Source organism: Bacillus sp. ISL-75 (assembly GCF_018613095.1).
Genome location: NZ_JAGGQX010000050.1, coordinates 1 through 20,881, shown reverse-complemented (window position 1 = coordinate 20,881; position 20,881 = coordinate 1). Strand labels below are relative to the sequence as shown.

Annotated in this window: 23 protein-coding genes and 2 riboswitches; of the genes, 5 read left to right on the top strand and 18 right to left on the bottom strand. The window is 40.6% G+C overall.

Translation table 11 applies throughout. The features are described 5' to 3' along the window. Positions 1-201: 201 nt before the first annotated feature. The 5 genes from J7E63_RS19555 to J7E63_RS19535 all read right to left on the bottom strand — a co-directional run bounded on the left by J7E63_RS19555 (position 202) and on the right by J7E63_RS19535 (position 5,081). Positions 202-1,041: a MetQ/NlpA family ABC transporter substrate-binding protein gene (locus J7E63_RS19555; protein ID WP_215015359.1), complete on the bottom strand. Its 840-nt coding sequence runs from the start codon at positions 1,039-1,041 to the stop codon at positions 202-204. Positions 1,042-1,056: 15 nt separating this feature from the next. After that, positions 1,057-1,722, bottom strand: a complete 666-nt coding sequence (locus tag J7E63_RS19550) for a methionine ABC transporter permease (RefSeq protein ID WP_215015357.1) — start codon at positions 1,720-1,722, stop codon at positions 1,057-1,059. Further along, positions 1,715-2,740, bottom strand: coding sequence for a methionine ABC transporter ATP-binding protein (locus J7E63_RS19545; RefSeq protein WP_215015355.1), 1,026 nt, complete (start codon positions 2,738-2,740; stop codon positions 1,715-1,717). Before J7E63_RS19545 ends, J7E63_RS19550 begins: the two co-directional genes overlap by 8 nt. Positions 2,741-2,906: 166 nt before the next feature. After that, positions 2,907-3,016, bottom strand: a riboswitch (SAM riboswitch). Between the two features lie 133 nt (positions 3,017-3,149). Beyond that, entirely contained in the window at positions 3,150-4,466 is a 1,317-nt protein-coding gene (locus J7E63_RS19540) for an O-acetylhomoserine aminocarboxypropyltransferase/cysteine synthase family protein (protein ID WP_215015353.1), read from the bottom strand. Positions 4,467-4,531: 65 nt separating this feature from the next. Beyond that, positions 4,532-4,642: riboswitch (SAM riboswitch) on the bottom strand. A 79-nt stretch (positions 4,643-4,721) separates the two neighbouring features. Next, positions 4,722-5,081 (bottom strand): SCP2 sterol-binding domain-containing protein, encoded by a 360-nt coding sequence (locus J7E63_RS19535; RefSeq protein ID WP_215015351.1) that lies wholly within the window; start codon positions 5,079-5,081, stop codon positions 4,722-4,724. 240 nt (positions 5,082-5,321) lie between these two features. Between J7E63_RS19535 and J7E63_RS19530 the strand changes: the two genes are divergently transcribed. Beyond that, complete coding sequence (locus tag J7E63_RS19530; RefSeq protein ID WP_215015349.1) at positions 5,322-6,227, top strand: nuclease-related domain-containing protein; 906 nt, start codon at positions 5,322-5,324, stop codon at positions 6,225-6,227. A 204-nt stretch (positions 6,228-6,431) separates the two neighbouring features. Here J7E63_RS19530 and J7E63_RS19525 read toward each other — a convergent pair whose 3' ends face one another. The 8 genes from J7E63_RS19525 to J7E63_RS19490 all read right to left on the bottom strand — a co-directional run bounded on the left by J7E63_RS19525 (position 6,432) and on the right by J7E63_RS19490 (position 14,178). After that, positions 6,432-6,740, bottom strand: a complete 309-nt coding sequence (locus tag J7E63_RS19525) for a thioredoxin family protein (RefSeq protein ID WP_215015347.1) — start codon at positions 6,738-6,740, stop codon at positions 6,432-6,434. A 7-nt stretch (positions 6,741-6,747) separates the two neighbouring features. Beyond that, positions 6,748-7,104: a toprim domain-containing protein gene (locus J7E63_RS19520; protein ID WP_088089506.1), complete on the bottom strand. Its 357-nt coding sequence runs from the start codon at positions 7,102-7,104 to the stop codon at positions 6,748-6,750. 146 nt (positions 7,105-7,250) lie between these two features. After that, positions 7,251-7,490 carry a YusG family protein gene (locus J7E63_RS19515; RefSeq protein WP_214715623.1) on the bottom strand — a complete coding sequence of 80 codons (240 nt, stop codon included), beginning with the start codon at positions 7,488-7,490 and terminating at the stop codon, positions 7,251-7,253. A 108-nt stretch (positions 7,491-7,598) separates the two neighbouring features. Continuing rightward, on the bottom strand, positions 7,599-7,982 hold the full coding sequence (gcvH, locus tag J7E63_RS19510) for a glycine cleavage system protein GcvH (protein ID WP_168245606.1): 384 nt from the start codon (positions 7,980-7,982) through the stop codon (positions 7,599-7,601). An 80-nt stretch (positions 7,983-8,062) separates the two neighbouring features. Beyond that, on the bottom strand, positions 8,063-8,419 hold the full coding sequence (locus tag J7E63_RS19505; protein WP_088089509.1) for an arsenate reductase family protein: 357 nt from the start codon (positions 8,417-8,419) through the stop codon (positions 8,063-8,065). Positions 8,420-8,612: 193 nt separating this feature from the next. Beyond that, complete coding sequence (locus J7E63_RS19500; protein ID WP_215015345.1) at positions 8,613-10,397, bottom strand: acyl-CoA dehydrogenase family protein; 1,785 nt, start codon at positions 10,395-10,397, stop codon at positions 8,613-8,615. Between the two features lie 96 nt (positions 10,398-10,493). After that, positions 10,494-11,669, bottom strand: coding sequence for an acetyl-CoA C-acetyltransferase (locus J7E63_RS19495; protein ID WP_215015343.1), 1,176 nt, complete (start codon positions 11,667-11,669; stop codon positions 10,494-10,496). 121 nt (positions 11,670-11,790) lie between these two features. Then, on the bottom strand, positions 11,791-14,178 hold the full coding sequence (locus J7E63_RS19490; protein ID WP_215015341.1) for a 3-hydroxyacyl-CoA dehydrogenase/enoyl-CoA hydratase family protein: 2,388 nt from the start codon (positions 14,176-14,178) through the stop codon (positions 11,791-11,793). Between the two features lie 205 nt (positions 14,179-14,383). On the opposite strand from J7E63_RS19490, the gene J7E63_RS19485 reads away from it, so the two are divergent. From J7E63_RS19485 to J7E63_RS19475, 3 genes are all read left to right on the top strand, one after another. Next, complete coding sequence (locus J7E63_RS19485) at positions 14,384-14,518, top strand: YuzL family protein (protein WP_215015339.1); 135 nt, start codon at positions 14,384-14,386, stop codon at positions 14,516-14,518. A gap of 103 nt (positions 14,519-14,621) precedes the next feature. Next, a complete protein-coding gene (locus J7E63_RS19480; RefSeq protein ID WP_215015337.1) occupies positions 14,622-14,915 on the top strand; it encodes a hypothetical protein in 294 nt (97 codons plus the stop codon). 30 nt (positions 14,916-14,945) lie between these two features. Further along, positions 14,946-15,293 (top strand): spore coat protein, encoded by a 348-nt coding sequence (locus tag J7E63_RS19475; protein ID WP_215015335.1) that lies wholly within the window; start codon positions 14,946-14,948, stop codon positions 15,291-15,293. 46 nt (positions 15,294-15,339) lie between these two features. Here J7E63_RS19475 and J7E63_RS19470 read toward each other — a convergent pair whose 3' ends face one another. The 5 genes from J7E63_RS19470 to J7E63_RS19450 all read right to left on the bottom strand — a co-directional run bounded on the left by J7E63_RS19470 (position 15,340) and on the right by J7E63_RS19450 (position 19,294). Further along, on the bottom strand, positions 15,340-15,591 hold the full coding sequence (locus J7E63_RS19470; RefSeq protein ID WP_215015464.1) for a YusU family protein: 252 nt from the start codon (positions 15,589-15,591) through the stop codon (positions 15,340-15,342). After that, a complete protein-coding gene (fhuF, locus tag J7E63_RS19465) occupies positions 15,551-16,330 on the bottom strand; it encodes a siderophore-iron reductase FhuF (protein ID WP_215015333.1) in 780 nt (259 codons plus the stop codon). Before fhuF ends, J7E63_RS19470 begins: the two co-directional genes overlap by 41 nt. Further along, entirely contained in the window at positions 16,323-17,141 is an 819-nt protein-coding gene (locus J7E63_RS19460) for an ABC transporter ATP-binding protein (RefSeq protein WP_215015462.1), read from the bottom strand. Before J7E63_RS19460 ends, fhuF begins: the two co-directional genes overlap by 8 nt. Positions 17,142-17,237: 96 nt before the next feature. After that, entirely contained in the window at positions 17,238-18,293 is a 1,056-nt protein-coding gene (locus J7E63_RS19455; protein WP_215015331.1) for a FecCD family ABC transporter permease, read from the bottom strand. Continuing rightward, on the bottom strand, positions 18,290-19,294 hold the full coding sequence (locus tag J7E63_RS19450; protein WP_215015330.1) for a FecCD family ABC transporter permease: 1,005 nt from the start codon (positions 19,292-19,294) through the stop codon (positions 18,290-18,292). Before J7E63_RS19450 ends, J7E63_RS19455 begins: the two co-directional genes overlap by 4 nt. Before the next feature lie 247 nt (positions 19,295-19,541). On the opposite strand from J7E63_RS19450, the gene J7E63_RS19445 reads away from it, so the two are divergent. Further along, entirely contained in the window at positions 19,542-20,537 is a 996-nt protein-coding gene (locus J7E63_RS19445) for an ABC transporter substrate-binding protein (protein ID WP_215015328.1), read from the top strand. Positions 20,538-20,881: the final 344 nt, after the last annotated feature.

Sequence of the window (20,881 nt, the reverse complement as noted above, 5' to 3'; positions counted from 1 at the left end):
TGAAAATTCAGTATATTATTGGTAATGGAAATGACACTCGATTAAAATCATACCTCATTTTTTTAGCATTTCCAAGTGAATTCAGGTCTAATGTTCTCTCTATTTTTCCCCATCGATAGTGTTTAAATGTATACCACTTTAAAACACAATTGCATAGAAAAAGCCAGTGTTTCTACACTGACTTTCTTCCTATTTATAACCTTATTCAGAAACTGGTACAACGGCACCTTTGTATTTTTCAAGAATGAAATCTTGAATTTCTTTTGAATGAAGCACTTCTACAAGCGTTTTGATTTCTTTTCGGTCTTTGTCCTCTGAACGAACGACAATTAGGTTTGCCGGAACAACGTCATCGCCTTCAAATGCGATTCCATACTTTCCGATGTCAATACCGCCTTCTAATGAGTAGTTCGTATTAATGACAACCGCATCACCTTCACCGCTTTCGAAAGAAGAAGCCAATAATTTCGCCTCAATTAAAGTAGAGAAATCAAGGTTCTTTGGATTTTCGACAATATCCTCTACTCTTGCATTCGCGCCAACGCCTTCTTTAAGCTTAATTAAACCTTCTTTTTCAAAAATAGGTAAGATACGTCCATGGTCACTTAGTGAATCACTCATAATGATTTTTGCACCTTTTGGAAGGTCTTTTAAGCTTTTATATTTTTTAGAATAAATTCCGATTGGTTCCTTATGAATTCCACCAACACTCACAAAATCAAAATCCTTATTTTCTTTCATTTGCAGGTCTAAATACCCTGGTGTTTGAAAATAATTAGCGTCGAGTTCTTTATCCCTTAACGCTACGTTTGGTAGGATATAATCTTGAAAAACTTTTACTTCTAGATCAATACCTTTTTTCTTTAATAAAGGTTTTGCGGCTTCTAGCACTTCTGCATGCGGTACAGCAGATGCACCAACGACTAATTTCTTGTTACCATCATTTCCTTCTTTTTCCCCTGTATCGTTTTTAGCACCAGCGCACGCTGTTAGGGCAAATGCTAATAGCGAAATTACAATCAAACTAAATACCTTTTTCATTAATTAACCCTCCTGTTATCGTTTATCTGTTTTCTTTGTAAAATAATCTCCAATAAATTGGATAATAAAAACTAAAATTAATATCGCAATCGTTGCAACTAAGGTGACAATCGGTCGATTACGCTGAAAACCTTCAAGGTAAGCAAAATGTCCAAGTCCGCCAGCCCCAATGACTCCGGCCATTGCTGTAAAGCTGACTAGAGAAATGGCTGTGACTGTAATCCCTGAAATTAATGCTGGCAAAGATTCCGGTATTAATACTTTAAAAATGATATGAACATGTGTTGCTCCCATCGATTGCGATGCCTCAATAACACCTTTATCGATTTCCCTAAGGGCTATTTCTACCATTCGTGCATAAAAAGGAGCTGCTCCAATAATTAGAGCTGGTAGTGCCGCATTCGCACCGAGCATAGTCCCAAGCAATAATTTTGTAAAAGGAATTAATAAAACAATTAAGATAATAAAGGGGATTGATCTGAAAATATTAACAAAGCCAGCAATAATAACATTAACAGCTCGATTAGCCCAGATATTACCTTTATCTGTTAAAAACAAAAACAGACCAAGGAATAATCCTATAATAAAGGTTGCAAACACTGAAATGGAAGTCATATAAATCGTTTCACGTGTTGCTTCTAATAATTGTTCCCAATTTACTATTTCCATAAGGTTAGCCATTACTGATCACCTCCACGCCTACTTGCTGTGAGTGAATATAATCGATGGCTTTCTGTATTTCGCTAGATTGCCCATCCAAGTGGATAAATAATGTTCCGTATGATCCAGTTTGCGTGTGGGAAATTTTCCCCTGAAGAATATTTACGATAACATCAAAGTCTCGAATGATGTTTGTGATTAATGGTTGTTCTGTTGTTTCCCCTACAAATGAAAGTTGAACCACTTTTCCATGCGGATAGCGTTCAAGTAAATGTTCAATCGTTTCCTTCGTTTCTTCCGGTTCCGTCACCTGCTGCACAAAGCGCTTTGTAATTGGCTGTTCTGGATTTTTAAATACATCTAAAACCGGCCCAATCTCTACAACCCTACCGTTTTCCATGACCGCAACTCGGTGACAAATCTTCCGGATGACATGCATTTCATGGGTGATTAAAACAATTGTCAGACCCAGTCTTTTATTAATATCGACTAACAATTCCAAGATAGAATCTGTTGTTTGCGGGTCAAGTGCGGAGGTTGCTTCATCACAAAGCAGCACTTTGGGATTGTTAGCGAGTGCCCTGGCAATCCCTACCCGTTGCTTTTGTCCACCGCTTAACTGGGATGGATAAGCATTTTCTCTTCCTTCTAGGCCAACTAGTTTAATAAGCTCTTCCACTCTTTTTTTCCTTTGTGGACCATTTACACCTGCAATTTCGAGTGGAAAAGCGATATTTTCACTAACCGTCCTCGACCAAAGTAGGTTAAAATGCTGAAATATCATGCTGATTTCCTGGCGTGCTTTTCGAAGCTCACTGCCTTTGATCTTCGAAATAACGCGGCCAGCTACTGTTACAGTTCCGTCGGTTGGCAGCTCTAATCCATTTAACATTCGGATTAAGGTACTTTTACCAGCACCACTGTATCCAATCACTCCGAATATTTCTCCCTCTTGTATTTCAAGGTTGACATCATCGACGGCCCTTAGCTGACCTTGTTTAGAAGGGAATATCTTCTGGACATTTTTTATTGATATCATTGAATCACCTGCTTCTTATCCAATTTACCTAACATTCTGAAAGATTTGTATTGTAATATACCGCTTATATAATATAGGGTTTGACTTTTTCAACAAAAAGATTCTGTTTTAACAAAATAAAAGCCTCTCTGCGCAGGCAGAAAGGCATCATTAAAAATAATCCTTTCTCCCATCTCCCAAAGCAATCGCTTTGTGTGAATTGGCACCATTTCAATAATAAATATTGACGGTTGCCGGGCTTCATCGGGCACATCCCTCCACCTCTCTTGATAAGAGCATCAAGTATCCTATATTCAATTAATATGTTAATTTGTTTAAGTAATTATATTACGAAAGTTATCGTATCATGGATAAAAAGGAGTGTCAATGAAAATAACTTCATATTCGGAAAAATAAGTTTTGGTAACTTTTATGCATTTACCTTTAATGAGATTACACCAGTAGCAGCCAAAATAGCTGATTCGAGATCTTCGATTAAATCCTCAACATTCTCGATACCGATTGAAAGGCGAATCAAATCCTCTGTTACACCTGTAGCTTTCAGGCCATCAGCATCTAATTGCTGATGGGTGGTGCTTGCTGGGTGAATAATTAAACTTTTTGCATCGCCAACGTTTGCCACATGCGCCCATAGAGTAATTGAATCGATTAATTTGGCCCCTGCTTCTTTACCGCCTTTAATCCCGAAGATAACCATGGAACCTGCACCTTTAGGCAAGTACTTTTTGGCTAATTCATAATCTGGGTGGGATGGGTGTCCTGGATAAGATACCCATTCCACAGCCGGGTGATTGGTTAAATATTCCACCACTTCTTTTGTATTAGCCACATGCTCCTTCATTCGAACATGCAGTGTTTCAAGACCAAGGATAAACTGGAAGGAATTTTGCGGACTTAACGCCGGTCCTAAGTCACGCAGCAATTGGACACGGGCTTTGATAATATAGGCGATCGCACCTAGGGCTTGGGCATAAACCAGGTCATGGTAGCTGGCATCTGGCGTTGTAAAACCAGGGAATCGCGGCGAATTCCAATCGAACTTCCCACCATCGACAATAACTCCACCTGTAGTTGTTCCATTTCCTAAGAGCCATTTGGTGGCAGAATGAATCACAATATCGGCACCATATTCAATTGGCCGGCACAGATATGGAGTGGCAAAGGTGTTATCAATAATTAATGGAACACCTGCTGAATGGGCAATATCGGCGACTTTTTCAATATCAAGTACACGAAGGCTTGGGTTACCAATCGTTTCAGCGAAAACAGCCTTTGTTTTGTCGGTAATAGCCGCACGGAAGTTTTCAGGATTTTCAGGGTCAACAAATTTCACTTTAATCCCGTATTTTGGAAGCGTCACTGCAAAAAGATTATATGTTCCTCCATAGAGATTTGATGCCGATACGATTTCATCGCCAGCTTCAGCAATATTTAAAATGGCGAGGGTAATCGCTGCCATACCGCTAGCAACTGCTAGGGCACCAACGCCGCCTTCCAATAATGCTACTCTTTCTTCAAAAACGGTAGTAGTAGGGTTATGAATGCGTGTGTATATGTACCCAGGTTCCGCTAAGCTAAATAGGTTTGCCGCATGCTCTGTATTCTTAAATTGATAGGCGTTGTTTTGATAAATCGGAACGGCACGAGCCCCCGTTACCGGATCCGGAGACAATCCACCATGAACACTCAATGTTTCAAAACGATACTTCTTTTGATTTTCACCCATACTACTTCCTCCTTTTTTGCAATTCAACAAACAAAACCCCAGCTTCATAGAAGAGGGGGTCTCTCTCCTCATCTCTCAGAGCATCGCCTCTCTGCTGGATTTAGCACCGTGTGATTGTGTTATAAACCGGTTGCTGGGCTTCAAAGGGCCAGTCCCTCCGCCACTCTCGATAAGAATGTTTATTGAATTGTCTTTATTATTTGATTATTCACCTAAAACTTTACAGTAAGTTTAATTCCGAGTCAATAGCTCTGATTAGAAATTTGTTATTTTTGGTAAATTTTCCTGTGCCTTTGTCAAATAGAAGACAGATTCTAGTAATAATGTGGTACGAATTGGAGCGGAAATACGTAATTGGCCGTTATGCTCAAGGGCCCTTAACCGTTCCTTCCCTTCAAGTAGTTGTTTCATTGCCTTAAGGTCACCGCGGATTTCGGATATCGTTCGTGTCACTTCGCTATCATGAAGTATGAAAATTTCTCCATTCTTTATGATAATCTGAATGGCTTTTTGTTCACAAACCAAATTCACTCGCAAATCGATTTGTTCTAGTAACGGCAGAACATGCCTTTGCTGTTTGATTGCTAATTGAAAGTTTTTCAGCATCTCTATCATAATCTACCACTCCGGTCTGCTCTCTTATATTAAATATACAGGAACGGGGCATGAAATCCTCTTTAAAGTGGTCGACAATTATCAACCTTTTAGAGGGGATTTACGGAGATTTCCTGAGAAATATGTCGGATGGAGAAATTTTTTTTTGAAAAGTGTTGAAAATTATTCAAACATTACTGCTGATTAAAGGGCAGCATTTTGTAAAATGAAGTTAGATTCGAAATCGAAAGGATGTGGATTATGAGTTTTAAAGACCGTATTGAATCAGATGAAATTAAAATTTTAAGATTTCTAAACTCGCGAATGAAATTAGCTGAAAAGGATAAAATTTGCTTTCGTAACCTTGTGAAAGGATTTGAAGGTGAAGTTATGTTTGACTCATTGACAGAGAAGCTTCAGTGTCCAAGTCATATTCTAAACGACCTGTTACTGGAAACTAATAATGGTAAATTCCAACTTGATACAGTGATGATTACTCAAGATCCGCTCTATCTTTTTGAAGTAAAAAATTATGAAGGTGACTTTTACTTTGAAGGTGACCGATTCTATGCTCTACCCAAAAAGGAATACAAAAATCCCCTGCATCAACTACAACGAAGTGAATCCCTACTCCGCCAGCTGTTAGAAAGCCTTGGGTATCGAATACCTATTGAGGCTTATGTAGTTTTTATCAACCCCCAGTTTACCTGTTATAAAGCTCCACTTAATGAACCCATTATCTATCCAAATCAGCTCCCCCGCTTTATGCACAATTTAAATAGGAGACCGTCAACATTAAATGGTATGCACAAAAGACTAGCTGACCAACTGGTTTCGATGCATCAAATCGAATCACCTTATGATAGGTTACCTCCATATGACTTCGGCAAATTAAAAAAAGGTAACATTTGTCGGGTCTGCCTCTCATTGAAGACTACTGTTGTAAATAATAAACTTGTGTGTGAGGATTGCGGCTGTCACGAAGTGATTGATCATGCCGTTTTACGTGTTGTGGAGGAAATTAAGCTGCTTTTTCCTGATTTGCGCATTACTACCAAAGTGATTTATGATTGGAGCCAGGGTAGCGCTTCAAAGAAAACCATTAGAAGAATCCTACTGGAAAACTTAAGAATAACAGGTAAGACAAAGGGCTCTTTTTTTGTATAAAACGGAATATGTCCCTTTAACTTTTTATTATAAGGGGACAATTAGATTTTTTTTGACCGCCGTGACTCTTTTTTCCTCTCTCGGGCACAATTATAATTTTTTGTGACCGCGGTGATACTTTTTTTCCTCTCTCGGGCACAATTAGATTTTTGTGATCACTGGAAGCACACTTATTCAAAAAGCAGATGCACTTTGCGCATCTGCTTAGGATAAATGCTGTTTTATTTTTTCAAGCAAAAATGGAACTGATTGAAAAGCGTAGAGGGTTTCTTTTAGCTTGCCGGCTTCAACAAATAATAGGCAAGGGACACTTTCAATTGCTAAATCCCTAGCAAGGTCTGGGTAGAAATTTAAATTCATTTTTCCCATATCTAACTCTACTAGTTGCTCAATGACCTGAAGCATTTTTGAAGCTACCTGACAGGTACCGCACATGGGTGTATAAAAATAGACTAACCCGGTCGCCTTTTTTTCAAGAAAGGCAGATAAATCTGTTCGATTCCATTCGTTCATATATCTTTTAACCCATTTCTAAAAATTCGGTATGAACATCGATATTCGCTCCTATTAGAACGGTTGCCAAATGGTGCACTGGCGCTGTTGCCACCTCACGATACATCCGGTCAATATACAAATGTTCCGCTTGTGGAAATTCTCGTTTTAACTGTTTGCGAAGCTTTTCACCAGAGGAGTCGGCATCCACAAGAATATAGACATCCTTATCCTCAAGAAATTCAATTAGTTCATCTAATTTTGTGATACTGATCGTACCATTGGTACAAATAATTTCTACTGGTTCCTTAACAATTCTTTTGACCTTATTTTTATCTGATTTTCCTTCGACAATAAGAACTTTGTCAACATACGAATCATTCATCATCCATCACCTGTATTAGAAGTTGTTTATGTTAACATATTCTAAAATATTGATTACGTGTGCATTCTTCTGCCTATGTTAACTTTATCATTATTGTCATTTTAAAAATAGGGATTTGCCTCAGAATTCACGTGAAATTTACCTAGTTAACACCATCCTCCATCATCACAATCTGTATATTTTGCATTAGGGTTTTCTGTTGTCGTGACATGTTGATAGATTTTTTGCTGATCCACTTCAAAATGATGCTCTAATTCTACTTGCATGTGATCTGAAAGCTTCATTTTTCCAATCGGTGTATTATCAAGAAACAGTTCCATTTCCCCATTTTTCATTTTGCCAATCACTCGATCAGTAACATCGACTCTTTGCTGCTTTAACGTCATACTCCCACCCTCTTCAATATATTTATTATAAGATTCCCTAAAATAGTAGAAGAAAAAGTGGGAAATTAAGAGAAAAAGCACCTTGACAAGGCGCTTTTTCGGGATTAATTAGTCTTCTTTAATCATTTCTTCATATTGTTCAGCCGTCATGAGCTTGTCTAGTTCGCTGCTGTCTGATAATTCAATGACAATCATCCATGCTTTTTCATATGGAGATTCGTTGACAAACTCAGGGCTATCACTTAAATCTTCATTTACTTCAACGACTTTACCACTAACTGGAGCGTAAAGCTCAGAAACAGTTTTTACAGATTCAACACTTCCAAATGGTTCGTCAGCAGATAACTCATCGCCAACCTCTGGAAGTTCAACGAAAACGATATCTCCTAATTCATGTTGTGCAAAAGCAGTAATCCCCACACGCACTTTTTCCCCTTCAACCTTTACCCATTCATGTTCTTCTGAATACCGTAATTCTTTTGGTGTACTCATCTTAAAAAACCTCCATTGTTTTTTTTAAAATCTATCATCGAAATAAATCGATACCCATTAGTAATGAAGGAAGAGCAGGCTTACTGCCACATTTTTTCATACTCTTCTTCTTTAAAGCCCACGGTGACACGTTCACCATCTGTTAAAATCGGCCGTTTGATTAACATGCCATCGGAAGCCAGTAATTCTAGCAGTTCTTCATCTGTTGCAGACTTCATTTTATCCTTTATCCCTAATTCACGATATTTCATACCGCTTGTGTTAAAGAATTTCTTTAATTCCAGTCCGCTTTTTTGATAAAATTCCTGCAATTCCTCACGACTTGGAGGATGTTCAACAATATGTACTTCTTCATAGGAAAGCTGATGGGCATCCAGCCATTTCTTCGCGTTTCGACAAGTGCCGCATTTCGGATACCAGTAAAACGTCAGAGACATCAATTTCACCGCCTTTTCCTATAAAATATCAATGACTTATTAGAGTCAATTGAATATTATCATACCGTTTTTCAAAATCCTAATGCAAAAAATATGTTCTACTTAAAAAAATTCGACTAATTTTTCAAAATTCCTTCCTTTTCTAATATAAAAATTTAAGCCCCCTTCCTAATAGAAAGGGAGCCTGATTTAATTAAACAAGATAGCGTTCGGCCTTAATTATGACATCAGCAGCTTCACGTTTTTTCGCAATGACATTAATTGGAGTATGACGTGTAAATTTACGAAGCGAGGACAACATCATGCGCAAGGTATCGCCTTGTTCAACAGCCACTAATGTTTCTTTGGCAATCGCCTCAAGCTCATTGAAGGCTTCTTGGCAGTAAATTTGTGTATAAAGAAGTTTCTGCTTGTTCTTATCTAAACCAGTTTTTGCAATCGCCTTTTCAGTACGTAACACAACGGATTCCATTGCATACACGTTAGAAATAAGATCCGCGATATTTGCTAAAACTTCCTGCTCTTTTTCAAGTGCTTTGCCATATTTTTGCGTGGCTAAACCAGCTGCTAAAAGGGCAATCTTTTTTGCATTTCTTACAAGATATTTTTCCTGTGCAAGTGGCTCATCACCAGGTTCTTCTGGTGTTAACATCATTAATTCCTCTTGAAGGGCCACTGCCTTTTGGAATAATGGGAGCTCACCCTTGAACGCTTTTTTCAATAAGGTGCCTGGCACTAGCAGGCGGTTAATTTCATTTGTTCCTTCAAAAATACGCTGAATACGTGCATCACGATACGCTCTTTCAATTGGATACTCCTTCATAAATCCGTATCCACCATGAATTTGTACACCTTCATCCGTTACATAGGCTAATACTTCACTTGCAAAGAATTTATTCAATGAACACTCAATCGCATATTCGGCAATTGAATTTGCCACTAATTTAATATCCTTTTCTTCTTCAGTTGAAAGTTTGCCTTGGTTTTCTTCGTACAGACCAATGGTACGATAGACAGAGCTTTCTGCCGCGTAAATCTTAGAGGCCAGGGTTCCGAATTTTTCTTTGGTTAAATTGAATTGTGAAATTGGTGTTTTAAATTGTTGACGCCCATTTGCATATTTAACAGTCAATTCAAAGGCCTTCTTGGAACCACCCACACTGCCAACTGCAAGCTTATAACGCCCGATATTTAAGATGTTAAAGGCAATCACATGTCCTTTACCAATTTCACCTAATAAATTTTCGACAGGAACGGGAACATCTTCTAAAATAAGCGTCCGAGTGGAAGAACTCTTAATTCCCATTTTCTTCTCCTCTGCACCAGTTGAAACTCCAGCGAAATCCCGATCAACAATGAATGCGGTGAATTGCTCGCCATCAATTTTTGCATATACAACAAATACATCAGCAAAACCGGCATTGGTAATCCATTGCTTTTCCCCGTTTAGAATATAATGAGTACCTGCAGCATTTAATTTAGCCGTTGTTCTGGCACCAAGGGCATCAGAACCAGAACCTGGTTCAGTTAAGGCATAAGCGGCAAGTTTTTCACCTGATGCAAGGGCAGGTAAATATCTGCGTTTTTGGTCCTCATTCCCGAACAACACGATTGGCAGGGAACCAATTCCCACGTGAGCCCCGTGAGAAAGAGAGAAACCACCGCCTCCAGCCATTTTTTCGGTAAGTAGCGATGAGGTAATCTTATCTAGGGCTAAGCCTTCATATTCCTCCGGTACGTCAACTGCTAACAGACCAAGTTCACCGGCTTTTTTAAGGAGCTTCACCGTCCGGTCAAACTCATGGTTTTCTAAATGTTCAAGCTGTGGAACCACTTCTTTTTCAACAAAATCTTCTGCTGTTTTCGCAATCATCAAATGCTCTTCGGTAAAATCCTCCGGTGTAAATAGTTGCTCATAAGTAATATCTTCAATTAAAAAGCTTCCGCCTTTAATGATTTTTTCTGTTTGGTTTGCCATTATTTATTCCTCCTAATCTTTGATTTGTGGGGGCAGATAGCCGCCCCCCTTATAAAAGGTATATGTTCAGGTTTGCTTGGGACAGCCCATAATGGATTAAAGTAATTCAAATACGCCGGCTGCACCCATTCCGCCGCCAATACACATCGTTACTACACCAAATTGTTCTTTCCTGCGTTTTAATTCGTGAATTAGTGAGAGCGTTAATTTTGCTCCCGTACATCCAAGCGGATGTCCTAGGGCAATGGCGCCTCCATTTACGTTAACAATTTCATCATTTAGACCTAATTCCCGAATAACTTGGAGGGATTGGGAAGCAAAGGCTTCATTCAATTCAAATAAGTTAATATCCGATAACTCTAGACCCGCAAGTTTGACGGCCTTTGGAATCGCAACAACCGGTCCCACACCCATAATTTCAGGGGGGACACCGCCAACAGCAAAGGATCTGAATTTTGCCAATGGCTTAAGACCAAGTGCCTCTGCCTTTTCACGGTCCATGACAAGCAAGACGGCAGCCCCGTCACTTGTCTGCGAGGCATTACCAGCCGTTACCGATCCTGTCACGGAGAAAGCCGGGCGGAGTTTACCTAATGTCTGCAAATTTGTATCTGGGCGAACGCCTTCATCCTGTGAAAATTGAATTGTTTTTTCAACAAGCTTATTGTCATTACCTACCGTCCGAATCGTCACATCGACTGGAACAATTTCATCGACGAACTTCCCTTCGGCAATCGCTTTTGCTGCACGCTGATGGCTTCTTACCGCAAAAGCATCTTGATCCTCGCGGGAAATTCCATATTTCATCGCCACTTGCTCGGCCGTGTGACCCATTCCCATATAATACTGAGGAGCCGTTTCTGCTAGTTTGATATTTGGACGGACGACATGCCCCATCATTGGGATCATGCTCATCGATTCTGCTCCGCCAGCGATAGCTGTATCGGTATGGCCTAGCATGATTCCCTGTGCGGCATAAGCAATTGCCTGCAATCCTGAAGAACAGAAACGATTGACTGTGATCGCAGGAACGGTATATGGAAGACCTGCTAATGCCCCAATATTGCGAGCCATGTTGTTGCCTTGTTCCGCTTCAGGCATTGCACATCCAATGATTAAATCATCAATATTCCCTTCATAATTTCCAGCACGCCTTAATGTTTCCTTTACCACCAATGCTCCCAAATCATCAGGGCGAACATGGGCGAGCGTACCTTTCTTCGCTTTACCTACCGGGGTCCTTGCTCCGGCAACGATTACCGCTTCTCTCATGGAAGTTCCCTCACTTTCTGTTAAATTAGAAAAATACGAATCTATATTGGGGTCTATCCCCTCGTTCTTAACGATCTAAGCGAAACCTTTTGTAAGAGGGGTCAGCCCCCTTTTTTTAAAATTAGTTTCTTAATGGTTTACCCTTCACAAGCATATGCTGCATGCGCTGCTGTGATTTTGGCTCCGAAATTAGGCTTAAGAAAGCTTCTCTTTCAAGATCCAATAAATATTGCTCATCTACTTCTGTCCCGAATGGTACTTTTCCGCCTGCAATCACATAGGCAATCTTCTTGGCAATTTTCAGATCATGCTCAGAAATATACCCAGATAAACGCATCGCTTCGGCACCAAGTAACAGGGTCGCATAGCCAGTTTCACCAACGACCGGCACCTTTCTGCGTACTTTCGGTTTATAGCCTTGTTCGTGTAAAGCTAACACTGCTTGTTTCGCATCATAAAGCAGGTGATCGTTATTAAAGCTGATTCCATCTGAAGAATCCAAGAAATTATTTTCACGTGCTTCTTCAGCGGATGTGGAAACTTTTGCGGTGGCAATTGTTTCAAACACTTTATTAGCGACATTTTGCAGGTCAAATGGTACACCGTTAGGAAGGTTTTCTAAGTGCTTCATATAAAGCTCTTTATTTCCGCCGCCGCCTGGAAGTAAGCCGACACCAACTTCAACAAGGCCCATATACGTTTCGGCTGAAGCTTGAATGTGCGCAGCCGGCAGGCACACCTCTGCACCACCGCCAAGTGTCATTCCAAATGGGGCAGCGACGACTGGCTTAGGACTGTATTTCACTTTCAGCAAGGCACTATGAAGGTGACGGACAATCATATCAAGTTCATAAATATTGTCATCCTGCACTTCCATGAGCATCATCGCTAGGTTCGCTCCGACACAGAAGTTCTTTCCTTGGTTACCGATGACTAGCCCCTTATAGTTCTTCTCAACTTCTTCCACGGCATAGTTAATCATTTGAACAATATCAAGACCAATGGCATTGTTAGGTGAATGGAACTCTAATAGGGCTACGCCATCACCGATATCAATCAGACTTGCCCCGCTATTTTTTTTAATGATACCTTTTTGTTTCTTTATCTTTTTCAGGTCGAGTGCCTTCGGATTAAATTCAACCAATCGATATTGGCCATTATCATAGAAGAACAACTCGCCATTTTCTTCTAAATAGAAGGATGAATGTCCTTTTTCTAACATTTCCGTTACCAAGGCTGGAACTTCAAGACCGGCTTCCTTCATTTTTTGAACGGATTTTTCCACCCCAATCGCATCCCATGTTTCGAATGGGCCTGTTTCCCAGCCAAAGCCCCATTTCATTGCACGGTCGATGGAAACGATATCGTCAGCAATCTCGCCTAATAGCTGCGCGGAGTATACAAGCGACTGTGCCATTGTATTCCATAAGAATTGTCCGGCCCGATCATTGGCATATACAAGCGCTTTCAATTTATTCGCTGTACCTTTTTCCTGCTTGCTAAGTTCAACCGCAGGTGTCGAAAGCTTTTTCCGTGGACCATATTCTAACGTGTTTGGATCCAATTCAAGAATCTCTTTCCCTTTTTTCAAAAAGAAGCCTTGACCTGATTTGCTTCCAAGCCAGCCTTTTTCAACCATTGCTTTCAAAAAGGCTGGGATTTCGAAAACTTCCTTTTCTTTGCCTTCGACTTTTTCATAGACGTTATTAGCCACATGATAAAATGTGTCCAATCCAACCACGTCTAGTGTTCGAAAGGTTGCACTCTTTGCCCGGCCAATGAGTGGCCCGGTGATGGAGTCTACTTCACCGACACTTAAGCCTGCCTTCAACATTTCCTGAACAGTTACGAGCAGACCGTAAGTCCCGATCCGGTTAGCGATAAAGTTTGGTGTATCCTTGGCGACAACCACACCTTTTCCTAAGACATCCTCACCGAAAGTTTTCATGAATGAAAGTACTTCTGGAGCCGTATATTGAGTAGGAATCACTTCAAGCAATTTCAAATAGCGCGGCGGGTTAAAGAAGTGCGTGCCAAGGAAATGCTTTTGGAAATCTTCAGAACGGCCTTCAACCATCGCTTCTACAGAAATTCCAGAGGTATTGGAACTAATGATGCTGCCAGGTTTACGGTATTGTTCGACCTTTTCAAATACCTGTTTCTTGACGTTGAGGTTTTCAACAACCACCTCAATGACCCAGTCCACATCTTTCAGCTTGACTAAATCATCCTCAAGGTTACCGGCTTCAATCAGGGCCAAATTCTTTTTCACCGCGAGTGGGGCAGGTTTTTGCTTCAATAATTTTTGAATGGACGTGGTACTGATGCGGTTACGGACTTGTTTATCCGCTAAAGTCAGCCCTTTGGCTTCTTCTTCTTTCGTTACTTCACGTGGCACAATATCCAATAATAGTGTAGGAATACCGATATTGGCTAGGTGGGCAGCAATTCCTGACCCCATGACTCCGGACCCTAGGACAGCTGCTTTTTTAATTAATTGGTTCAACATTGTCTCCCCCTTCAAACTTTGAATGAATACTCATTCATTTTTTTGTCAAAAAAAATTCACATGTGAATGAGTATTATTATTACTTACTATAGAATATTTTGAAAATTTGTGCAATCCATAAACGTGGAATTTTATAATTTTTTTTAAAAATAAATTTTTAAATATTTTGCTATAAAAGGGCACCCTAATATCCGAGGTGATAACGATGGCGAAAATGAAGAAGGATCCTTCTAAAGCAGGCGTTAGTGCTGCGAGTGTGAAGGGCAATGGCGGGCCAGGCGGCGAAGAGGCTCAAGTTGACAAAAAAAACAGCCAAAACAATCAATTTAAACGAGGATGAAGAAAAACAGGCTGAGTACGTCAGCCTGTTTCTCATTTTGCATAAAAATTCCTGTTTGAGAGACCATATAGTCGTAAAGATTACACGAATTAGGAGGGTTAATATGCAGCAACAAAATATGAATATGCCTAACATGAACATGCAAAATCAACAAACGAGGATGCCAGAACCTCCCGGAGTTGTATCAACAAAAGATGCCCTTTATTTAACAGATATGATGTCATGGAACTTGCTGTCTGCTAAAAAAGCACACTTTTTTGCCGGGCAGTGTCAGGACCCTGAATTAAAAGCAGAAGCAGATAAAGTGGGACAAATGCACCAGCGCCACTACCAACAACTGCTAGGTCACCTAGGCCAGCACGCCAACCAACAGCAGCCACTCAATAATATGCAATAAAGAATAGACGCAAAAAGGAGGAAAGTTGAAATGAATCAATATCAAAACCAACAACAAAAGATTAAAAACCCTGAGACTCAGGTACCAAAAACGCCGCAAATGAACGAACGCGATTTCATCAATGATTTACTAACAACGGAAAAGTATATGACAAGTGCTTACAGTATGGCCCTGCATGAAGCAAGCCACGAAGGATTGTATCAGGACATTATGCAAGTTTTTACAGAAACTCAACAATGCCAGCGCAACCTTTATGACCTCATGTTTAAAAAGGGCTGGTATTCAGTTGAAGCTGCTGATCAGCAAAAGCTGCAGCAGTCCTACCAACAATTTCAAGGGTATACTAACCAATTACCAAGTAGCGGGACTATTCAATAATTGTAAAAACCGGAGGCATTCGCTGTCCCCGGTTTTTGTATGAATTTTATTTTTGAGAAGATGAGCGATGTTGTTCATTCATGACTTTTATTTCATTAATAATCTGCATCATTTCTTCCTTCGCATCCGGGTAGAGCCCATTCCAGTGCTTAGCCAGAGCAGGCATTGACTTGGCGATATGCGAATACAACGCCCATACCTTCACCTTTTCCCTCGTTTCATCAGTGGATTCCCCAACCAATAGTTCACTATATTTTTCAAGCAAAGCTTCGAACTGCTTCACAAATGCTTTCTCCATCATGACACCTTCTGTCTTTAGTAATTTGGGTACATGGGCAAGTTTTGCAGCGTTTGCCTGCCGGCAGTTGATATGTATAACAACAGGTCTTTCTTACTCTTACTTCTTCATCCCGTTCTTCCAAATATGTCTTTTCAGCAAAGTATTTTTGCAGTGGATTTAAGTTGTAGCCGCCAAATAACTTTCCTTCGGCTTCTAAAATTAAGTAGCGAAAATCCTCTGCAACTTGATCATAATCTTTTAGTTCGCTTTCATAGAGCCAAAATAAGTAGACAGCGATATTTTCCCACAGGATTAACTTCGAAATTCCGACTGTTTTTTCCAGTTGTGAGATCAGTGGAAAAATGTTCTTCGCAAATAGATCTTTCAAAACGCTAGCTCGCCATTCAGAACGGTCGTTGCCATCCCAGTCCTGAACTGTAACATCCTTAAATGAAATCGCCGGAAGCCAATCTCTCCCTCGAACAGCCGACTCCATTTTTATATTATCCAACGATACATTTAGCTTTGTATTCAAAGCAGTCATCGCATAAAGTGACATCACCGCTAAAAAGGCATAGCGTTTGATAAAAATGGAAGCAGCTGCTTTTTCAGACGGCGCCTCAAGGGCATCGGTTAAATTTTTCAAAAAGTCCTTGAGGTACGATTCATCCAAGAGATCAGCAACATTGAATGAATGCTCTAAACTGGCCTTGAATCTGTATTTTTGCAATTGACTTTCCACGAATAATTTAACCATTCATCGCAACCGCCTTTTCGAGGATACATCTTCCCTTTCCATAAGGAATGCAGAGCGGTGTCCCAAATAGCGGGTCTATTGTTACTTCACAGTCCATGCCAAAAACATTTTTGACGAGGCTGCAATTAATGACATGTTCCGGTTTTCCTTGGTCATATACCTTCTGATCCTTGATAGCCACGATATTATGGGCGTAACGGCAGGCAAGATTGAGATCGTGAAGTACCATGACAACGGTCCGCTTTTTCTTTTCATTTAGTTCAAACAGCAAATCAAGGATTTCGATTTGGTGGGTCATATCCAGGTAGGTAGTCGGTTCATCTAATAGAATAACATCAGTATCCTGAGCCAGTGTCATCGCAATCCAGGCACGCTGTCTCTGACCTCCAGAGAGCGAATCAACCGTTCTTTCTTTTAGGTCCTCTAATCGAGTTGCCTTGAGGGCGTCATTGACCTTTTTCTCATCTTCCTCTGACCATTGTTTTAACCATGTTTGGTGTGGGTAGCGGCCTTGTTTGACGAGCTGCAGGACGGTTAACCCTTCAGGTGCTGCAGGCGATTGTGGTAAAATTGCCATCTTTTTCGCAATGTCCTTCGTGGACAGCTTGGCAATCGCTTTCCCTTCAAGCAAAACAGCGCCAGACTTTGGCTTCAAGAGACGAGCGATTGAACGAAGCAGAGTTGATTTTCCGCAGCCATTTCCGCCAATAAACACGGTAATTTCACCCTTTGGAATCTTCAAATCTAATTCATCTATAATGAGAGTCTCCCCATAGGATAGTGATAAATTCTTCGTTTCAATCGCATTCATCATCTGATAGCTCCTTTTCGACTTTTTGGTTTGCTTATTGTCTAGCTCCAGCGCCCAGCGACTAGTGTACTTCGCTAAACGGGCGCTTCCGCTTTTCTAGGCATTTCTAGTTTTAAAAAGTAAGTAAATAAAATACGGTGCTCCGATGCCTGCGGTAAACACACCGGCTGGGACTTCTAACGGTGAAAACATCGTTCTGCCAATTAAATCAGCGATCATGACAAGAATCCCGCCAATCAAGGCGCTCGCCGGAAGCAATGCTCCAAACGATGAACCCACTAACCTTCTCGCCATATGCGGTGCCATTAAGCCGACAAAACCGATGCCCCCGGCAAAAGCAACAGAACCTCCAATCAAGGCGGTGCTAATCATTAATAAGAGAAAACGTTGTTTTTGCACCTTGCCGCCTAATCCAGTTGCAACCTCATCACCGAGTTCTTGGAGATTAATCGTCCGTGCGACTGCCAAAGCAATAATCACGAAGACAACCGTCCACGGGACAAGAATCGCAACATTACTCCAATTGGAACCGTACACGGTTCCGGTAATCCATATATTAGCTTGGCTCGCCTGATAAATCGGGCCCATGACCATGGTTAAAGTAGTGATCGCTTGCGTTAGCGTTGAGATCCCAATTCCAATCAACACAAGCCTGATCGGTGAAACACCATTTTTCCAAGCAAGGAAATACACTAAAAATCCTATCACTGTTGCACCTATAAAAGCAGCTAATGGCAGCCAGGCGATACTTACCGTTAATGAATGATTTTTATCACTAAAAATCGCTAAAAAACTTACAACGGCAGCCGCTGCTCCACCTGTAATCCCTAAAACATCTGGGGAAGCTAGCGGATTTCGGATCATTCCTTGTAAAATACCGCCTGCAATCGCTAGTGAAATCCCAACCATTAAGGCGACAATAATTCTTGGGAGGCGAAAAGATGTAATTATAAGCGTTTCCATCTCAGGTCCGCCGCCGAATAACACTTTTATCACTGTAAGCGGGTTAATCTTCATTTCACCGCTTCCCGTGCTAATCACAAAAACAAAGCAGGCAACGACGAGAAGGATGGTAAAAGTTAATGATGCTTTTCGATCAACTAAAAAGGACAATCTGCCATTAAAAAGGCGGAAATTTTTATATTTACTCATCGTCCATTGAACCCCCTTCTTGCGATATAAATAAAGAATGGAGTTCCAATGATGGCTGTCATAACGCCAACAGGCACCTCAGACGGCATGAAAATGTATCTTGCGGCGATATCTGCCGCGATTAATAGGATCGCCCCTAAAACAGCAGAAAATGGTATGACCCAACGATGATCAATCCCAACAATCGATCTAGTAATGTGTGGGACCACAATTCCCACAAAACCAATTGGACCTGCGACAGCGACAGAACCGCCCGCTAGTAAAATAACAATTATTCCTATGGCGATTTTGATAAGTCCTGAGTTTAAACCAAGCCCCTTAGCAACATCTTCCCCCATGGACAGGATATTCATTTTACCAGCAATTAACACGGCACCAATCCAGCCGATCCCAATATAAGGTAAAACTGAGACAAGCGTCTCTAATTTTCGACCCTGGACAGAGCCTGCCAGCCAAAACAAAACCTGATCAAGCATGACCTCATCCAGTACAAGCAATCCTTGGGTAAAGGAGGAAAACATCGCTGACATCGCAGCCCCCGCTAATGTGAGCTTCATTGGAGTTAAACCTTCACGGCCAAATGAACCAATAGCGTAAACACTTATCGCTGCAACGGCAGCTCCTAGAAAAGCAAGAAGGCTAAATGCTTGTAAACTATTTACAGAAAACACAGTCATAGCTACGACAACTGCAAACCCACCACCGGCATTGATCCCAAATATACCTGGGGATGCGAGAGGATTCTTCGTTAGTGTTTGCATGAGGACACCGGCAATGGCCAGACTAGCCCCGACGGCTGAAGCGATTAATGCTCTTGGCAGCCTGACGGTTTGAATAATGATATGTTCATTGGATCCATTATTATTTGTAAATGCATTAAATGCTGTACGCCAGCTGGTATCTGTATAACCATAAATGACACTGGCACACATGAATAACACCATCACCAAGATGGCAATTAGTAAACCAATCCATTTTAATGGGGTACTTTTTAAGAGCATATCATGGTAACCTTTCTAACTTCTTAATAGTTTAATTAATTAATTTAAGTCTATCTCCAATTGATAATCATTGTCAATGACTTTGAAAATCATTTTCAATTATATCGTGTACGGTTCACAAAATTGTAATTAATTTTGATAATCATTTTCAATTAAAGCGTTGACATATAGGTACTACTCATTTTATGATTAAGTTGTCATTGAAAATGATTATCATTAACAATTAGCTAAGGAGGCTACATAAACAATGAAGGCAATCAAGACCATACTTACTCTTTTTTCAGTTATGGCCATTTTCTTATTAGCTGCTTGCGGCGGCGGTAATGAAGCAAAAAATGGTGAAAAGAACAATGAAGCAAAAACTACTACAGAAAAATCTTATACGGTTGAGCATGCGATGGGATCTACCACCATTAAAGGTACCCCTAAAAAAGTCGTTATTCTGACAAATGAAGGAACAGAAACACTGCTTGCACTAGGTGTAAAACCAGTTGGTGCAGTTCAATCCTGGCTTGGAGATCCTTGGTATGAACATATAAAAAAGGATATGGACGGCGTTGAGGTTGTTGGAGTTGAAAGTGAAGTCAATGTGGAGAAAATCGCCTCATTGAAACCAGATTTAATTATCGGCAACAAGCTGCGTCAAGAAAAGGTTTACGACCAGCTTAGTGCAATTGCCCCGACTGTTTTTTCAGAAACGCTTAGAGGAGATTGGAAGGATAACTTCAAATTGTATGCAAAAGCATTAAATCTTGAGGAAAAAGGAAACGAAGTGTTAAACGCATACGATACACATGTGGAAGATCTAAAAGCCAAGCTCGGCGATAAAGTGAATCAAGAGGTTTCTGTTGTGCGCTTCATGGCAGGAAAATCTCGAATTTATTACACGGATTCTTTCTCTGGAGTACTTTTCAATCAATTAGGCTTTAAACGTGCTGCCCAGCAGGAAGCACTTTTCACTCCAGATAATAAGCTTGGTTTACTAGCTGTAGAAGTAGGCAAAGAAGTCATTCCTAAAATGGATGGAGACCTTCTTTTCTACTTTACCTATGCGCCACCAGGTGATAAAGCAGCCTTAGATACGGCAAAAGAATGGACAAACGATCCACTTTGGAAAAACTTAAATGCGGTTAAGAGCGGCCATGTGTATGAAGTAAGTGACGCAACTTGGAATACCTCCGGCGGCGTTCTGTCAGCAAATATTATGCTCGATGACCTTGAGAAAATCTTACTAAAGAAATAAGCAATTTTTATAAAAAAACCTCCCATTATATATTACAAAAAAAACGAGGCTTGCCATGGCCTCGTTTTTTTGTTTACTTTGAATATTTTTTCTGCTTACTTGAATTGGGATTTTGGCGACCTAGCCTAGATACCTTAAATTATGTGGTATAGCTCTCCGATCCTGGCGGGATTCCGCTAACTTTTCTGGTTATTCCGCCAAACTTATCCGGAATTCCGCGAACTGCTCAATTTTATCCGCCAAACTTTATCCGGAATTCCGCTAAATCCCCGGTTTATTCCGCCAAACACCAATTTCAAGCACAAAAAAAGAGCGAACCCACGGAGACTGCTGAAAAAGTCTCA

What these genes read in the sequence shown, in the direction of transcription:
- J7E63_RS19555 (WP_215015359.1), bottom strand. Translation starts at nt 1,041, where the DNA reads ATGAAAAAGGTATTTAGTTTGATTGTAATTTCGCTATTAGCATTTGCC.
- J7E63_RS19550 (WP_215015357.1), bottom strand. Translation starts at nt 1,722, where the DNA reads ATGGCTAACCTTATGGAAATAGTAAATTGGGAACAATTATTAGAAGCA.
- J7E63_RS19545 (WP_215015355.1), bottom strand. Translation starts at nt 2,740, where the DNA reads ATGATATCAATAAAAAATGTCCAGAAGATATTCCCTTCTAAACAAGGT.
- J7E63_RS19540 (WP_215015353.1), bottom strand. Translation starts at nt 4,466, where the DNA reads ATGGGTGAAAATCAAAAGAAGTATCGTTTTGAAACATTGAGTGTTCAT.
- J7E63_RS19535 (WP_215015351.1), bottom strand. Translation starts at nt 5,081, where the DNA reads ATGATAGAGATGCTGAAAAACTTTCAATTAGCAATCAAACAGCAAAGG.
- J7E63_RS19530 (WP_215015349.1), top strand. Translation starts at nt 5,322, where the DNA reads ATGAGTTTTAAAGACCGTATTGAATCAGATGAAATTAAAATTTTAAGA.
- J7E63_RS19525 (WP_215015347.1), bottom strand. Translation starts at nt 6,740, where the DNA reads ATGAACGAATGGAATCGAACAGATTTATCTGCCTTTCTTGAAAAAAAG.
- J7E63_RS19520 (WP_088089506.1), bottom strand. Translation starts at nt 7,104, where the DNA reads ATGAATGATTCGTATGTTGACAAAGTTCTTATTGTCGAAGGAAAATCA.
- J7E63_RS19515 (WP_214715623.1), bottom strand. Translation starts at nt 7,490, where the DNA reads ATGACGTTAAAGCAGCAAAGAGTCGATGTTACTGATCGAGTGATTGGC.
- gcvH (WP_168245606.1), bottom strand. Translation starts at nt 7,982, where the DNA reads ATGAGTACACCAAAAGAATTACGGTATTCAGAAGAACATGAATGGGTA.
- J7E63_RS19505 (WP_088089509.1), bottom strand. Translation starts at nt 8,419, where the DNA reads ATGTCTCTGACGTTTTACTGGTATCCGAAATGCGGCACTTGTCGAAAC.
- J7E63_RS19500 (WP_215015345.1), bottom strand. Translation starts at nt 10,397, where the DNA reads ATGGCAAACCAAACAGAAAAAATCATTAAAGGCGGAAGCTTTTTAATT.
- J7E63_RS19495 (WP_215015343.1), bottom strand. Translation starts at nt 11,669, where the DNA reads ATGAGAGAAGCGGTAATCGTTGCCGGAGCAAGGACCCCGGTAGGTAAA.
- J7E63_RS19490 (WP_215015341.1), bottom strand. Translation starts at nt 14,178, where the DNA reads ATGTTGAACCAATTAATTAAAAAAGCAGCTGTCCTAGGGTCCGGAGTC.
- J7E63_RS19485 (WP_215015339.1), top strand. Translation starts at nt 14,384, where the DNA reads ATGGCGAAAATGAAGAAGGATCCTTCTAAAGCAGGCGTTAGTGCTGCG.
- J7E63_RS19480 (WP_215015337.1), top strand. Translation starts at nt 14,622, where the DNA reads ATGCAGCAACAAAATATGAATATGCCTAACATGAACATGCAAAATCAA.
- J7E63_RS19475 (WP_215015335.1), top strand. Translation starts at nt 14,946, where the DNA reads ATGAATCAATATCAAAACCAACAACAAAAGATTAAAAACCCTGAGACT.
- J7E63_RS19470 (WP_215015464.1), bottom strand. Translation starts at nt 15,591, where the DNA reads ATGGAGAAAGCATTTGTGAAGCAGTTCGAAGCTTTGCTTGAAAAATAT.
- fhuF (WP_215015333.1), bottom strand. Translation starts at nt 16,330, where the DNA reads ATGGTTAAATTATTCGTGGAAAGTCAATTGCAAAAATACAGATTCAAG.
- J7E63_RS19460 (WP_215015462.1), bottom strand. Translation starts at nt 17,141, where the DNA reads ATGAATGCGATTGAAACGAAGAATTTATCACTATCCTATGGGGAGACT.
- J7E63_RS19455 (WP_215015331.1), bottom strand. Translation starts at nt 18,293, where the DNA reads ATGAGTAAATATAAAAATTTCCGCCTTTTTAATGGCAGATTGTCCTTT.
- J7E63_RS19450 (WP_215015330.1), bottom strand. Translation starts at nt 19,294, where the DNA reads ATGCTCTTAAAAAGTACCCCATTAAAATGGATTGGTTTACTAATTGCC.
- J7E63_RS19445 (WP_215015328.1), top strand. Translation starts at nt 19,542, where the DNA reads ATGAAGGCAATCAAGACCATACTTACTCTTTTTTCAGTTATGGCCATT.